This window comes from Lentzea sp. NPDC054927 (genome assembly GCF_053610285.1).
Window position 1 is genome coordinate 208,582 of record NZ_JBSGXZ010000003.1, and the last position, 14,855, is coordinate 223,436.

A 14,855-nucleotide genomic window follows, 5' to 3' on the forward strand; every position below is an offset into this window, starting at 1 on the left:
CCCTATGCGTCGGCGGTGTCGGAGGACGTGCCGGCGGTGGTCGTGGCGGTGGTGTCCTGCTCGGCCGGCCGGTCGGCCTGGATCTCCACGGCGACCGGGGACAGCAGCCGGTCCTCGAACACGTAACCGTCCTCGAGCAGGCGGACGATCGTGCGTGGTGGCGCGTCCGGGAACGGCGAGGTGTCCGGGCCGACCACGCCGACGCAGCGGTGCCTCGCGGGGTTGAACAGCTCCTCGCCGACCCCGACGGGGATGCGTTCGGCACCCATCCGGTTCAGCACGCCGTTCAGCGTGAGCACGAGGCTCTGCACGTGCCCCGAGACGGCCTCGGTGTCGGTGAAGTCGGCCCGCCGCAGCATGTCCTCCATCGCGCCCAGCGGGCGGATCAGCTCGACGCACAGGTCCTTGAGGGTGCGGTAGGCCAGGCCCGACGCGAGTTCCTTGCGCAGGCCCGAGAGCTCGCGGGTCACGTCGGCGCTCAGCGCGCGCTGCGCCTGGCCGAGCTGGTTCATCGACGTCGTCACGGCGGTGTTGTCGTCGACGACCTCGTCCAGCAGCGTGGCGATCCGGTCCAGCCGCTCGATCGTGGGGTCCGGGCCCGTGTCCGTGGCGGGAGCGGGGTCGGTTTCCGTCGCGGGGTCGGTGTCGATGTCCGGCGCGGTGTCCATCAGCACTGTCCGATCAGTTCGTCGAGGAGGGTGTTCGGGGTCACGTCGGAGGTGAAGTCACTTCGGTCCACATCGGACAGTGGACGGACGCGCACGCCCTGCCCGAGCAGGTGCGCGCTGATCGCACGGTGCAGCACGTCGATGCGATCGGGGGTGCTGGTGAACATCGGCGCGGCGGCGGAACGGATCGTGAAGAACCGCAGGTGCTCGTGTTCCTTGTCGTACTGCTCGCGTTTCACCGGCCGGACCAGCACGTCGGCGTCGCTGTTGATCTGCTGCTGCCGTTCGGTGAGCTCCGCCTTCCGCCCGGGTTCCCTGCGCACCTGTTCGCGCAGCTCGCGGATCAACCGGTCGCGCGCCTGCCGGATCTCCTCCGCGCTCGCGTCCGGGGACACGCCGAGCCGCGAGTAGAGGGAGTCCCCGGCGAGGTCGATCATGAACATGGTCAGCTCCCCCCTTCGTTCGTCTCGGTGTCGTCCAGCTCGGCCACCATCAGCCGCAGCCGGGTGAGGGCCTCGTCCAGCGACGCGTGTTCGTCACCGAGCCCGGCCTGGTCGGCCATCCGTTGTCCCTCCACGACCTTGTCGATCGCCGCGCGCAACGCCGCCACCGCCGCCTTCTTCGTCTCGGCGACCGGGTTCTGCACGTAGGCGTCGATCGCGGCACGGGCCGACTCCTGGGCCGGGTCCACCAGCTGCCGGATGGACGCTCGGATCGGCGCGACCGCGGCCAGCGGCTCGATCGCGGTGAGCCGCTCGGCGAGCTCCGTCCGCTGCTCCGCGCTCAGTGCCAGCTCGATGCCCTCGCTGAGCAGGGCGATCGCCTCGTTCGTCTCGTCCACCCCGCCGGTCGCCGCCAGCAGCTTCGCGAGCTCGCGCCGCACCAGCGCACTGCGCGGATACCGCTCGAGGGCACGCCGGGCCGTCAGGATCACGTAGTCCCTGGTCGGCGCCGCCTGGGGAGTCGGGGGATTGCGCACCGACTCCGGGATGTCGTCCCAGCCGATCACGTCGACCAGGTTGATCAACCGGTCGATCATCGTCTGCCGGCTCTCGTCATCGTCATCCGGCGCCGGGAGCTCCAACGCCTCCAGGGCGGCCGCGTAGGCGTCGGCCTGTCGATCCACGGCACGCAACGCGCGGCAACGCAGCAGTCGCAACGTGAGGTCGTGCGGCACCAGTGCGACACAACCCTCCAAAGTGGACAGCCGGTCGGCGTACTCCTCCGGTGACGTCGGTTCGGGTGCGTCCCAGTACGTCGCGAGGACGACGAGGTCACCCTCGAACATCTTGACGGGATCGACGTCGTCCCTGATCGCGCCGATCTCGACGCAGATCGGCCGCAGCAGCCGCCAGGGCAGCGCCAGCTGCCGGCGAGCGAGTTCGAGTCCCAGCTTCAGCTGTTCGCCGGACGGGTCGCGGTGCAGTTCCTGCATCATCCACCGCAGCGTCAGTCCCCGGATCGCCGCCGCCCGCGTGAGATTTCGGGCTTCCGCGCGCTCCGGCTCGTAGTACGCGTCGCGCACCTCACCGATCGACGCGAGCGCCTGCTGCGCCTGGGTGGCGGCCAGGTTCGCGAACGCCTGCAGACCTGCCCAGTCCCGTCCGCTCATGGCCAGCTCGACGTGCCGCACGAAGGCCTCCGCGGCCGCCGCGCGGTCCTCCTGCCCCGCGTCGGAGAGCAGGCCGAGCACGTGGGAGGGCGACCGGAAACCCAGGCGCGCGTTGACGTAGTGCAGATCCCACTGGTGCAGCCACTCGGTCAGCGCGCCCTCGTCGGCCAGCCACGCCCTGATCTGCTCCTGGCTCGGGACGGCCCGCGGCTCACGGCTCTCACAGTGCCGTTGCTGGGCGTGCTGGGCCAGCGCGAGGTGCATCGTCCTGCGGTCCTCGAGCAACAGCTGGACGTCACCGGCACCGGCCGGCTGGAGGTAGAGCAGCTCACTCAGCCGCGCCCAGGCCGAGCCGTACTCCTGCGCCGACTTCGTCCGTGCGGCGAGGAGAGCGAGGTTGCGGGCCACCGGCACGCGGAAGGGGTCGATCGCGGCCGCCTCCTGCCACAACAGCCTCGCCTCGTCGAACCGCTCCCCCGTCCACGCCTTGCGGGCGTGGCCGTCCAGCACGGCGAGCCGCAGTTCGTCGAAGCAGTGCGAGTCCTTGATCGGCAACGGGTACCGGTCGAGCTGCGCCAGCGCGTCGACGACCGTGCCCTCCCGGTCCGGGCCGAAGGCGCTGAAGTGCAGGCAGCACACCAGTTCCAGCGGCAGCACACCGCGTTCCACGTGGTCGGCGGCCAGGTCCGCGAACGCCACCGCGTCCCCCGCCTCCGCGAGGTCGAGTGCGGCGGCCAGGAGCACGACGGCGGGATGGTCCGGGTGCCCGGCGAGCACGGACTTCGCGAAGTCCCGCACCGACCGCGGCGTCTGACCACTGGCCAGCAACATCACGCACGCCGTGGCGTACTCGCCGATCTCACCGGCGTCGGCCACCCGCGCCAGTCCGGTGCGCAGCAACACGGAGAGCTGGCTCGCCTGGGCCTTGCCGCGGGTGATCTGCTCGTGCAGCGCGACGCGCCACGCGTCGGGCGCGCCCTGCTTGCCCGGCTTCACGGCGGGCCGCCGTGACTTCCGCGCACCCTCGGTGCCGGGAGTGGCGGGCGCGCTCTGTTCCTCGAGCCAGGCGTCCACCTCGGCGACCGCGGTCTTCAGGTCGGCCTGCTGCCCGCTGTTCAGCGCCACGATCAGCCGGTCGCCGAGGTCGCGGGTCTCCGTTCCCACGTCCAGCAACGCCAGCGCCAGCAACAGATGCGTCCGGCGGCTGCCGGGTGCGAGGCGCAGGGCGTGGCGGTACTCGGGCAGCGCGGCGGTCGCACCCGCGGTCCGGTGCAGCAGCCGGCCGAGGTGCAGGAACAGCTTGGGGCAGAACGGATCCTGAACGATGGCGGCGCGCAGTCGTTCGATCGCCTCCGCCGGTGGGGTCTCCGGCGCGATCGCGACCCGGAACTCGGCCTCGGCCAGCGCGATGCGCACCGCGGGCGTGGCCTCGCGGGCCCGCAGCTCGTCGATCGCCGCCAGCAGCGGCGTCCTGGTCGCGTCTTCCGTCTCCGTTGTCGTCACGCGAAGTCCTCGTAGAGTTCGACGACGCCGGGCCTGCTGACCGCGATCTGCCCGCCGTCGCCGGAAAGGGTGGCCGAGGCCGCGTTGCGCCACAGGGTCTGCTGCTCGCCGTCACGCCAGTACGCGCACCCACCGTCCGGATCCGACACGACGAACCGGCCGGCGCCACCGCACGTGCCGATCAACTGATGCCCCAGCGGGAAGACGCGGTCGCGGACGTGCCGGTCCGCCTCGTCGATCAGCCACGTCTCGGTGCCGGCGCTCGTCTCGACCACCAAGGTGCAGTGGCCGGGTGCCGGACCTGGCAGCAGCCTGCGCGCGCCGGGCCTCGCCTCACCGACGCCGGTCGAGCCGTCGAGCCACAGACTCGTCAGCGTCTCACCGGTGAGCAGGACGAGCCGGGTGCCCGCGTAGGCGAGGTCGGTCACGAAGCCCACCGCGGGCATGTTCGCGACACGGCGGTTGTCGGCGTAGATCGCCAGACCACCGGACAGGTCCGCGACGGCGAACCGGTCGCGGGTGGCGGCCGCGGCGATGCGGTGCACCCCGGCCTTCACGTCCAGCAGCTCGTGGCGCTGCCCGTCCGGCGCGAACCGCCACAGCTGCTGCCGCCACGACCCGGCGACCAGGCTGTCACCGACGAAGCACAGGTCGCCGACGGCGCCGTCCAGCTGCGCGCTGACCACGGGAGACTCGCAGGAGAAGCAGCGCACCGCCCCGTCCCAGCCGCCGATGGCGAGCCTGCCTGCCGGCCCGTGCGCCACCCGGCGCACCCTGACCGCGCTGGTGTCCCGCCAGACGGTCTCCTCGCCCTCGCGGACGACCAGGGTGTCGGTCCCCCGTTCCCACACGACCAACCGGCCGTCGCCCAGGGGCCACGCCGCGTTGCTCTCGATCCGGCACGTCTCGACCAGCTGGGTGGCGCGGCCGGTGCGGCGCGGACCGGTCGTGGTGCTCGTCGTCGCGTTGCGGTAGCGCCGGTACACGGACGCCAGGCTGTCCTCCTGCGGCAGGTCGCGGCACGCCACGCGGAGGATCTGGCAGGCACGCGCCGCGGTCGTGCAGGACGCCAGCCGTCCGGCGAGCGGGCCGGGCGACAACTCCTCCAGCAACGCCGCCAGCGCGCGCAGGTCCTCGGCCCTGGTCTCGGCGATCGGCCGGCCAGGACACAGCTTCACCGTGCCGAGGGCACCGACGACGACGTTCGCGAGCACGACGTCGCCGTGCACGACCGGCGGTTCGGTCTCGTGCAGTCCGCGCAACGCTTCCGCGACCCCCAGGACCAGCTCGCAGGCGGACCTGGGCGACAGTTCGCCCAGACTCGCGGCACAGGTTCCGTCGATCGCGGGCATCGCCAGGTAGTGCAGCCGGTGGCCCTTGACCACGAGCTCGCCGCCGTCGTTCGCCTGCAGGACGCCACCGCCCAGGCCGTGCTCGAACCGGGCCACGTGCCGGCGGAAGGCCCGCTCGTCCTCCGGAGGCGGTTCGACGAGCAGCACCGTGACGGGCTTGTCGCGGCTGGTGTCCCGCGCGCCGAAGAGCCGGCCGAGCGCGGCGCGCCCCAGCACGGGTGCGCTCAGGACGTAGTCGGTGCCGGGCAGCTGCCTGGTGCCGTCCTCGTCGGACGGCAGGGCGTCCCAGACGTCCACCACCTCGTCCGGCCGGTGCCAGTCCGGCAGCACCCACTGGGTCAGCATCGCCAGCGTCTTCAGCGGGGACTCGATCGTCTCCGCCGTCACGGCCGCGCCGCTGACGTATCCGGGCACGACCTGCCTGCCGTAGCCCTCCATCGTCGCCAGCGAGTCCCGGATCTCGGCCGGCAGGCTGGACCTCATCATCAGTCTGTCGGTGATCCAGGAGAATTCCACGTGTTGCGGAATGTCTCCTATTTCTTGCCGGTACAGGAACTGGCACAGTTCCCGATAGGCGCGGTACGCCTCGAACAGGGCGCGTTCGGGTTGGTCGGCATGCCCGAACGGCGTCGCGCAGATCTGGCCGATCGCTTCTTTTCCGGGAGCCGCGGAAGTGACCCTCCTGCGAATCCTCCTGGTCACGAGTGCGTACTGCTGGTCGTAGTCGTTGCGCTGATTCGTGAGGTCGCAGATGGTCAACCGGCCGATGTAGGGCGGGATCTCCACGGTCAGCGGGCGGAACACCGCCGGAATCGTCCGCGCGCCGCGGGCGCCGGGGTCGCGCGTGACGCTGATGTCCAGCTCAGCCTTGGTCCAGTCCCGCTGCAGGTAGGCGTCGGAGAGGCAGACGATCATGTGCGCCGACCGCGAGATGCCGTCCGCCAGCTGTTCCAGGACGGGCACGCCGCCGGCCATCTGCTCGTAGTCGATCCAGACCTCGAAACCGTCCCGCCGCAGCGCCGTGACAAAAGGCGCGACCACGTCCTTGTCCGTGAGCGCGTAGCTGATGAAGACGTCGAATGCGGGGGCCGAGTCGTCCCGGTCAATCACCTCGGAAACCCCCTCCTCACGATTTCGTCGGTGATCGGATCCAAGTTGACCGCAACCTATCAGCGACAGATGTGACCTTGAATTGCCAAAAACAGGACAGTAAGGAGCCATTGTTCGTCCAACGGGCCGGGACCGGTCCCGGCCAGTCGTATCCATCGACTGGTCCCTGTGCGTCACTGAACGGTTACGCCGGGCGCTCATACGTGGTAGTCCTGAATCAAGAACGCCATGGGGGGCTCGGGGGAGGTAGTGCGTGCGATTCGACGTTGTCGTCGTCGGTGGTGGCGCGGCGGGCTGTGCAGTCGCGGCCAGGCTGTCGCAGGACGACCGCATCACCGTGGGACTACTGGAGGCAGGGCCTGATCACGGCCCGCACGACGCGGCGGGGTGGCCTCCGGAGATGATCGACGCGAGGGCCGCGCCGCGCACCCACGACTGGGAGCCGGACGGCCCGTCGTGTTGTTCGCGGGCCAAGGTGATCGGCGGGTCGTCCGCGCACAACGGTTGCTGGGCGGTGCTTCCCGCGCCACCGGACCTCGAGTGGAACGCGTCGTGGACCGATGTCTTGCTGCGCCCGCACGTCGAGTCGGCCATGAGAACGCTGCGGGTTCGACCGTTCGAGGACCGCACCGCGTGGCATCAGGCCGTGGTGGCGCGTGCGGCGGAGCTGGGACTGCCAGAGCTCGCCGACGTGAACGCGCCGTCTTCGGGGGTGGGCTGGGTGCCGCTCAACGCGGTCGGCCGGTTGCGCTGGCACGCGGCGTTCGCCTACCTCGACCCGGTTCGGCCGCGCGTCACGGTGCTGGGTGACACGCTCGCCGTGCGGCTGGAGTTCTCCGGCGACCGCGCCACGGGCGTGCACGTGTTGCGGTCCGGCCGCCCGGAGCTGATCACGGCGGATCGAATCGTGTTGTGCGCCGGCGCTTACGGCAATCCCCCGCTGCTGGCCCGCAGCGGTGTCGGGCCGCCATCTTCGTTGCAGGAGTTGGGTGTGCCGGTGCTGCACGCGGTACCGCAAGTCGGACAAGGTCTGGCCGATCACGGCGGTGTCGGTCTGTTCGCCACGGCCCGGCCGGCGCTGGTGGCACGGCCCGATGACCACGTGACGCAGACGCTGGTGAAGGCGCGGTCGTCGTTGGCGGACGAGTACTGGGACCTGCACCTCGTGCCGTGGTCGGAAACCGGCCGGGCGGGCACGCACGTCTACGTGATGGATCCGGTGTCGCGCGGCTCGGTGCGCACGACATCGCTGGACCCGCAGGCGTTGCCGGTGATCGATCACGGCTTCTTCACCGACCCGGAGGGCCGGGACGAGCAGAAGCTGCGGGACGGCCTGGAGATCGCGCGTGACCTGATGAAGGGTCTTGCCGAGGTGGACGCCGCTCCAGCAGGCGAGTACAGCGGTTACTGGCACCCGGTCGGCACGTGCGCGATGGGCCCGGTGACCGACCACTTAGGACGGTTGCACGGCATCGAGAACGTCCATGTCGCCGACGCCTCCGTCATACCGATCGCACCGAGAGCGAACACGCACGTCATCACCGTCGCGGTGGCCGACCGGATGGCCACGCTTCTCGCACAGGAATGGGGTACTGGACGATGAAGATCGGCTTGATGGCCGTGAGCACGCCGCCTTTCGACTCGCCGCGGGCCGCTCGCGAGGTCGTCCGGCTCGCCGAGCACCACGGCGTGGACTCGCTGTGGGTGGCCGACCACGTGGTCATCCCGGCCGGCCGCACGACGCCGTACCCGTACTCGGCGGACGGCGACATGCCACACCCGCCCGAACAGCCGCACCCGGACTCGTTGACGTGGCTGGCTTTCGCGGCCGGCGCGTCGGAACGGGTGCGGCTGGTGACGGGCATGCTCGTGCTGCCGCAACGCAATCCGGTGGTGACCGCGAAGCAGGTGGCCACCCTCGACCACCTCTCCGGCGGCCGCGTGTCGCTGGGCGTGGGGCTCGGCTGGATGCGCGAGGAGTTCGAGGCGATCGGTGCCGACTTCGACACGCGCGTGGAACGCTTCGACGAGTGGATCGGCGTGCTGCGCGCGTTGTGGAGCTCGGAGGAAACCTTCGAGGGCAAGCACTTCCAGTTCCGCGACGCCCGCTGCTACCCCAAGCCCGCCGGCCAGATTCCGCTGGTCATGGGCGGTCACTCGAAGGCGGCGGCCCGGCGCGCCGGCAGGTTGGCCGACGCCTTCTGCCCGATCGCCGACGACCCGGCGCCGCTGTTCGCCGAGTGCCGGCGCGCGGCGGAGGAGGCGGGGCGCGACCCGTCGTCGATCGAGCTGATGTGCGGGGTGGTGCCCGCGACCGTGGAGAGCGTGGAGCGGCTGGCGGCACTCGGGGTGACCGAGGTGATCGTGCTGCCGCCGATGGTGCCGGTCGACGAGCTGGCAGATGCGTTCGCCGAGTTCGCCGAGACCACCTTGAGGCCGTTGCGGGAGATCTGACTGTTCACTGTGGACGGTCGGCGGGCGTGCGCAGCAACGCGGCCAGGACCACGCCGACGGCGACCAGCGGGGCGATCCAGAGGAAACCGGGTCCGATGCTGCGTGCGATGTCGTCGGTCAGCAACGCGCCGAAGACCGTCACACCGAACGCGGCACCGATGGAGCGGGAGAACGTGACTGCGGCGCTCGCGGCGCCGATGTCCTTCGCGGGCACGGCGTTCTGCGCCGCGGTCAGCGCCACCATCGGCACCATGCCGATGCCGATCCCCATGACGAGGAACGCCACGACGAGCACGAGCAGCGAGGTGTCCGCGTCCAGGGTGCCCAGCAGCAGGAGTCCCGCCACGGTGATCGCCATCCCGGCCACCAGGACGGGCCGCACCCGGCGCGGGTTCGCGATCCACCGCCCGGCGAGCGACTGGCTGAGCACCAGTCCGATGACCAGCGGCAGCATGTGCACACCGGAGGCCGTGGCGGACACTCCGCCCACGACCTGCAGATAGGTCGGCAGGTAGACCAGGGCGCTGAACATCGCGACGTTGGCGACGAACCCCACGAGCGAGGCGATCACGACGGGCCGCGTGGTGAACATCGACAACGGCATGATCGGTGCCGCGGCACGGCGCTCGACCGGGATCACCAGTGCTGCCAACGCGATCGTCACGAACGCCAGCGCCAGCACGCGTGGTGAGGTCCAGCCCCACTCGCTGCCGAACGACGCGATCAGCACCAGGCCGGTGGCGGCACCCGCGGTCAGCAGGGCACCGAGGTAGTCGATGCGCTCCGGTGCACGCCGTGGCGTCATCGGCAGCGATCGTGCGGCGATGACCAGGGCGACGAGCCCGACCGGGACGTTGATCAGGAACGCCCAGCGCCACGAGAGCTGGTCGGTGAACAGGCCGCCGAGCAGTGGTCCGAAGATGCTCGCCACCCCGTAGACCGTGCCGAACATTCCTTGGTAGCGACCGCGTTCTCCAGGTCCGGCGATGTCGCCCACCAGAGCGAAGGTCAGCACGATCATGCCGCCGCCGGCCACGCCCTGCAGTGCCCGCGCGGCGATGAGCTGGGGCAGGTCCTGCGCCAGTCCGCACAACGCGGAGGCGAGCAGGAACGTGGCGGTGGCGACCAGGTACAGGCGCTTGCGCCCGAGCATGTCGCCGAGCTTGCCCCACACCGGCGTGACCGCGGTCGACGCCAGCAGGTAGCCCGCGGTGACCCAGGCGATGTTCTGGAACCCGCCGAGCTCGCCGGCGATGCGGGGCAGCGCGGTGGCGACGATCGTCGAGTCCAGCGAGGCCAGCAAGACCGCCAGCACCAGTGCCGTCATCGGCGCCCGCACTGAGGTTCTGGCAGGTGCTTCCAGTGTCGCGGTCATGCCTGCACCGCCACATCCGCGCGAACGGTGACGGTCTTGTACTCGGTGTAGGTGCCGAGGCCGACGGCGCCGTACTCCCGGCCCAGGCCGCTGGCCTTGAAGCCGCCGAACGGGCCGTCGAAACCGATCGGAGCGCCGTTGACGGTGACCGTGCCGCTCCGGATCCGCCGCGCCACGGCCATCGCCCGCTCCTCGTCCGCCGACCACACGCCACCGGACAGGCCGAACTCCGAGTCGTTGGCGATGCGGACGGCGTCGTCCTCGTCGTCGTAGGCGATCACGACCAGGACCGGGCCGAAGATCTCCTCCTGGGCGATCCGCATCGAGTTGTCGACGTCCGCGAACAGCGTTGGGGTGACGTAAAAGCCGTTCTCCAGACCCGCCGGGACGTGCGGGCCGCCCGTCACCAGCCGGGCGCCCTCGGCGATCCCGGTGCGGATGTAGTCGAACACGCGCTGCTGCTGGTCGCGGCGCACCATGGGGCCGATGAAGGTCTTCTCGTCGTCGGGAGCACCGACCGGCAGCGACTCCACGAGGCCGGCGAGCGCTTCGACCACCTCGTCGTAACGGCTGCGCGGCGCGAGGATCCGGGTCTGGGCGATGCAGGACTCTCCGTTGTTCAGCAGGGAACCGAACTTCAGGCCCGCGACGACGGCGGCGAGGTCGGCGTCGGGCAGCACGACGGCGGCGGACTTCCCGCCCAGCTCCAGGCTGACCCTCTTGAGCTGCTCGCCCGCGAGCGCGGCGATACGGCGGCCCGCCCTGGTGGAACCGGTGAAGGCGACCTTGTCGACGTCCTGGTGCCGCACGAGGTACTCGCTGGTCTCCCGGTCGGCCGGGAGCACGCTGATCACGCCCTTCGGCAGACCGGTCTGTTCCAGCAGGCGCGCGAGGAAGTTCATGCTCAGCGAGTTCTCCGGCGACACCTTCAGCACGACGGTGTTGCCCGCCAGCAACGCCGGGATGATCTTGGCGAGCGCGGCCGAGAACGGGGAGTTCCACGGGATGACCGCGGCCACGACGCCGATCGCCTCCCTGCGCACGACCGACCGGAACGGCGCGGCCGGGTCGGACGGCTCCAGGGTCTGTTCCCAGCCGAACTCCCGCGCGGCCTTGAGGTAGGCGGCGGCCTGGCGGCCCAGGCCGGCCTGGCCCGCCTTCGTGAACCAGAGCGCCGACCCGTTCTCCGCCGAGATGAGAGCGGCGATCTCGTCCGCGTGCTGTTCGCGAAGTTCCGTCAGCCGCCGGACGACGGCGATCCGCTCGGCGGGCGGGGTCTGCGGCCACGGTCCCTCGTCGAACGCCTCACGGGCGGCGGCGACGGCGCGGTCGACGTCGGCGGGCAACGCCTGCGCCGCGCGGCCGAGCACCGACTGGTCGTGCGGGGACACGACGTCCAGCAGCTGGTCGCTGCTCGGCGTGGTCCACGAGCCGCCGATGAAGAGCTGGTCATAGGTGATCATCACGATCCTCCTCAAGTTGAACTGTCACACCAATGTAGCGCTTCAGATTTTAAATGCCATCTTGATGAGGCAGTAACTGTTGGAAGCGTCACACCAAGTGCTATGTTCAGCGGGTGAGAGCAGACGCCGCCCGCAACCTCGAACTCGTGCTGACCACCGGTGCCCGGATGCTCGCCGCGGACCCCTCCGCCACCATCGCGGCGATCGCGGCGGAGGCCGGAGTGGACCGCAGGACCGTCTACCGGCGCTTCGCGAGCCGGGAGGAGCTGCTCTCCGCCGTCTACCAGTCCCGCCTCGACGCCATCGAGCAGGCCATCAGCGCCGCGAGACTGCGGGAGTCACCGGTCTCGATCGCGCTGCACCGGTACGTCGAGGGCATCATCGGCGTGAACCGCAAGTGGCCGGTGGAGCTCAGCCGCATGACGGCCGACGCGGAGGCCTGGGCGCGCCGCAACCGCGCCGTCGACGAGGTGGAGCTGTTCATCCAACGGGCCGTCGACGAGGGGTTCCTGCGTACGGGACAACCGGCGGGGTGGATGGGCGCCGTGCTCGGACACTTGCTGCACCTCGGTGGCCAACAGCTGCTCGATCACGACGACGCGCAGGCCGCGGACGTTCTGGTCGACACGTTCCTGCGCGGGTGTGCCGCCGCGCCCGTGTGAGGCGTTAGGGGGACGTCAGTCGTCCGCTCAGCTCGGGCACTCCGTCACCGCTGAGGTCAGGCAGGAACGCGCGACGGCCCGCCATCACCATGACCAGCGACAGCAACGGCCCGCTCACTTCGGGACCACTGCCTTCCTCGAAGTCGGCGTCGGCCGCCCGCAGCGCCAGGCCCTTGACCAGGGTCCTGCTGTTGACCGCGAAGTCCTTCGTGGCGAAGAAGCGGGCGACGGCGAGCAGGCCGGCGGCATCGGGGTCGTGCCGCAGTCCCAGGGGCTTGCGGATGTCCTCGGCGTGGACGATCACCTCGCCCAGCCCGGCCGGAGACGACTTCACCGGCAACGTGATCGTCCCGACGCGCCGGAACCGCTCGAGCGTCTCCTGCGGATTGGCGCCGCGGAACTCCTCCAGGCGCCGCCGGTTGTGCAGATCCGCGTCGAACCGCGCGCCGACGATGCTGCGAATCCAGCCCCACCGCGTGATCGTCGCGGCCGCACCGAGGTGGGCCAGAACCTCTTCGACATCCCAGTCCGCGCACAGAGTTTTCGAGCGCCACTGCTGCGGGCCGAGCGCGCTGAGGTCGTCGACCAGCGCGGCCATCTCGCGCTTCTGGATCTCCGGGAAGTCGACCATGACGTGACGATAGCGACCGCTTGTTCAGCGGGGTTCTAGAACGCCGACAGGATCGAGGTGTTCCACCACAGGTCGAGCTTGTCGAGGGTGTCGATGTCGCCCGGCTTCTTCAGCGCGCCGATGGTGAGGGTCTTGCTGTCGACCCACCAGACCTCGGCGTTGCCGTCGGCGAGGAAGCACGTGGTGAACTCGCCGGGCAACGGCCCGGAGGTGTCGCGGTAGTAGAGCGCGTAGTGGATGGGGTCGGACTTGGGCCGGCACCCACCCCGCTCGTCGATCCGCGGAATCCCCCGGCTGGTCACCAACGCCTGGAAGAACGCGTCCTGGGTCGCGCGATCGCCGAACAACCGGAACTCGGCCTCGGCCGGCGGCGGGAACCTCGGGTCGTAGGAGGAGTTCGCCTTGGTGCAGCGAACGGCGGCGACCGCACCGCCGTCGGGCGTGGCCTGCACACACGAGTTCGCGGTCCGGTACACGGTCGGCAACGCGGCCAGCAACGCATCGAGCTGCGGCGGCCGCGTCGTGGTGGTGACCGCACTCGTGGTGCCGCTGCTGGAGGTGCCGGTCGTACTCGTGGCGCTGGTCGGGGTGCTGGACGGGCCGGAGCCGAGGGTTTTGTCGCCGTTCCCGATGATCAGCGCCGTGGCGACGATCCCCACCACGACCGCGAGGGCGGCGCCGACGAGGGCGAGCCGCCTGGCCTGAGACGTGCCGCCGGGATGGGCGCGGGTGGGCGGGTACTGCTGCGGGTGCCCGGACTGCGCGGAGACTGGCTGCGGATGACCAGGCTGCGCGTGAATGGGTTGGGGGCCGGTCGCGGTGTGGTGGAAGGCGGGCGGGGTCGGTGTCCCGTGTTGGGGTCCGGGTGCTGGCGATCCGAGGAACTGCGCGGGACCCTGCGGACTTGGGGCGGCGGGCCACGGTCGGCCGACCGGATTGCTCGCCGGTGGGAGCTGACCACCCGCGGACGCGACTTGCCCTCCCGGCGGGGTCGCAGCGCCAGCGAGTCCGGCCTGACCCACGTCCCAGCCGGCAGGACTGGCAAGTCCAGGCTGTCCACCCGGCGGGGTCGCAGCGGCACCGCCGGGCTGTCCCACACCCCAGCCCGCAGGGCCGGCCAGTCCGGGCTGTCCTGCGGGCGGGGTCGCGACTGCCGGGCCGGTCAGAGCTTGGGCCGCTGCCTGGGCGAGTGCGCCTGCCGTGGCGTAGCGGTCGGCGGGGTTCTTGGCCATGCCTCGGGCGATGACCTCGTCGAGCGCTGCCGGGACCGCCGGGTTCAGCGGGGCCGCTTTGGGTGGCGGTTCGTTCAGGTGGGCCCAGATCTGGGCGGCGGTGCTGTCGGCGGTGAAGGGGCGGCGGGCGGCCAGGCAGGCGAAGAGGACGCAGGCCAGGGCGTAGATGTCGGCGCGGCCGTCTACCGGGCCGCTCTCGAAGCGTTCCGGGGCCATGTAGTCGAGGGTGCCGACCACGGAGCCGGAGGCGGTCAGGCCCGTTGCGGAGGGGGCGACGCTGCGGGCGATGCCGAAGTCCACCAGGTACACGAAGTCGCCGGAGGTCACGAGGATGTTCGACGGCTTCACGTCGCGGTGCACGAGGCCGTCGGCGTGGGCGGCGTCGAGGGCGCTGGCGACCTGTTCGACGATGCGCACGGCGCGTGCCGGCTCGAGGGGGCTGTCGCGGATCATGTCGGACAGGTCGGAGCCTTCTACCAGGCGCATGTCCAGGTAGAGGCGGTTGTCGATCTCGCCGTAGGCGTGGATGGGGATGACGTGCGGCTCGCGCAGCCGGGCGACGATGCGGGCCTCGCGGCGGAAGCGGGCGCGGTAGTCCTCGTCGTCGTGGTAGCCGGGCGACAGCCTTTTGAGCGCCACGAACCGGTCGTGCGCCGTGTCGTAGGCCCGGTGCACCTCGCCCATCCCGCCGCGACCGAGCAGTTGCTCGATGCGGTACGGCCCGAACGTCTCTTCCGTCATCGTCCCCGTGTCCCGAGCGCCTTGTCCGTCCGAGTCGACGCGCGCCGACCGC

Annotated in this window: 11 protein-coding genes; 3 read left to right on the plus strand and 8 right to left on the minus strand. The window is 70.9% G+C overall.

Going from position 1 to position 14,855, the window contains the following annotated elements; all coding sequences use genetic code 11:
- Nucleotides 1-2: 2 nt before the first annotated feature.
- Genes grpE through ACWGE0_RS07305 form a run of 4 tightly spaced genes read right to left on the minus strand, consistent with a single transcriptional unit; the run spans nt 3 to nt 6,245 of the window.
- Nucleotides 3-668 carry a nucleotide exchange factor GrpE gene (gene grpE / locus ACWGE0_RS07290; RefSeq protein ID WP_452260050.1) on the minus strand — a complete coding sequence of 222 codons (666 nt, stop codon included), beginning with the start codon at nt 666-668 and terminating at the stop codon, nt 3-5.
- Nucleotides 668-1,111, minus strand: coding sequence for a J domain-containing protein (locus ACWGE0_RS07295; RefSeq protein WP_452260051.1), 444 nt, complete (start codon nt 1,109-1,111; stop codon nt 668-670). Before ACWGE0_RS07295 ends, grpE begins: the two co-directional genes overlap by 1 nt.
- 2 nt (nt 1,112-1,113) lie before the next feature.
- Nucleotides 1,114-3,783, minus strand: coding sequence for a hypothetical protein (locus tag ACWGE0_RS07300; protein ID WP_452260052.1), 2,670 nt, complete (start codon nt 3,781-3,783; stop codon nt 1,114-1,116).
- On the minus strand, nt 3,780-6,245 hold the full coding sequence (locus tag ACWGE0_RS07305) for a TIR domain-containing protein (protein WP_452260053.1): 2,466 nt from the start codon (nt 6,243-6,245) through the stop codon (nt 3,780-3,782). The genes ACWGE0_RS07300 and ACWGE0_RS07305 overlap by 4 nt, the downstream gene beginning before the upstream one ends.
- Nucleotides 6,246-6,498: 253 nt before the next feature.
- On the opposite strand from ACWGE0_RS07305, the gene ACWGE0_RS07310 reads away from it, so the two are divergent.
- Both ACWGE0_RS07310 and ACWGE0_RS07315 read left to right on the plus strand, forming a co-directional pair.
- A complete protein-coding gene (locus ACWGE0_RS07310) occupies nt 6,499-7,848 on the plus strand; it encodes a GMC family oxidoreductase (RefSeq protein ID WP_452260054.1) in 1,350 nt (449 codons plus the stop codon).
- Nucleotides 7,845-8,699, plus strand: coding sequence for an LLM class F420-dependent oxidoreductase (locus ACWGE0_RS07315; protein WP_452260055.1), 855 nt, complete (start codon nt 7,845-7,847; stop codon nt 8,697-8,699). Before ACWGE0_RS07310 ends, ACWGE0_RS07315 begins: the two co-directional genes overlap by 4 nt.
- A 4-nt stretch (nt 8,700-8,703) precedes the next feature.
- Here the strand turns inward: ACWGE0_RS07315 and ACWGE0_RS07320 are convergent, their stop codons facing one another.
- Nucleotides 8,704-10,074 (minus strand): MDR family MFS transporter, encoded by a 1,371-nt coding sequence (locus ACWGE0_RS07320; protein ID WP_452260056.1) that lies wholly within the window; start codon nt 10,072-10,074, stop codon nt 8,704-8,706.
- On the minus strand, nt 10,071-11,537 hold the full coding sequence (locus ACWGE0_RS07325; protein ID WP_452260057.1) for an aldehyde dehydrogenase: 1,467 nt from the start codon (nt 11,535-11,537) through the stop codon (nt 10,071-10,073). Before ACWGE0_RS07325 ends, ACWGE0_RS07320 begins: the two co-directional genes overlap by 4 nt.
- Before the next feature lie 113 nt (nt 11,538-11,650).
- On the opposite strand from ACWGE0_RS07325, the gene ACWGE0_RS07330 reads away from it, so the two are divergent.
- Nucleotides 11,651-12,199: a TetR/AcrR family transcriptional regulator gene (locus tag ACWGE0_RS07330; RefSeq protein ID WP_452260058.1), complete on the plus strand. Its 549-nt coding sequence runs from the start codon at nt 11,651-11,653 to the stop codon at nt 12,197-12,199.
- Between the two features lie 4 nt (nt 12,200-12,203).
- On the opposite strand, the gene ACWGE0_RS07335 is transcribed toward ACWGE0_RS07330, so the two are convergent.
- Both ACWGE0_RS07335 and ACWGE0_RS07340 read right to left on the minus strand, forming a co-directional pair.
- Complete coding sequence (locus ACWGE0_RS07335) at nt 12,204-12,830, minus strand: maleylpyruvate isomerase family mycothiol-dependent enzyme (RefSeq protein WP_452260059.1); 627 nt, start codon at nt 12,828-12,830, stop codon at nt 12,204-12,206.
- Nucleotides 12,831-12,865: 35 nt separating this feature from the next.
- Nucleotides 12,866-14,803, minus strand: coding sequence for a protein kinase domain-containing protein (locus tag ACWGE0_RS07340; RefSeq protein WP_452260060.1), 1,938 nt, complete (start codon nt 14,801-14,803; stop codon nt 12,866-12,868).
- Nucleotides 14,804-14,855 lie beyond the last annotated feature (52 nt).

Coding starts and splice junctions, on each gene's coding strand:
- grpE (WP_452260050.1), bottom strand. CDS start 668: ATGGACACCGCGCCGGACATCGACACCGACCCCGCGACGGAAACCGAC.
- ACWGE0_RS07295 (WP_452260051.1), bottom strand. CDS start 1,111: ATGTTCATGATCGACCTCGCCGGGGACTCCCTCTACTCGCGGCTCGGC.
- ACWGE0_RS07315 (WP_452260055.1), top strand. CDS start 7,845: ATGAAGATCGGCTTGATGGCCGTGAGCACGCCGCCTTTCGACTCGCCG.
- ACWGE0_RS07320 (WP_452260056.1), bottom strand. CDS start 10,074: ATGACCGCGACACTGGAAGCACCTGCCAGAACCTCAGTGCGGGCGCCG.
- ACWGE0_RS07325 (WP_452260057.1), bottom strand. CDS start 11,537: ATGATCACCTATGACCAGCTCTTCATCGGCGGCTCGTGGACCACGCCG.
- ACWGE0_RS07335 (WP_452260059.1), bottom strand. CDS start 12,830: ATGGTCGACTTCCCGGAGATCCAGAAGCGCGAGATGGCCGCGCTGGTC.
- ACWGE0_RS07340 (WP_452260060.1), bottom strand. CDS start 14,803: ATGACGGAAGAGACGTTCGGGCCGTACCGCATCGAGCAACTGCTCGGT.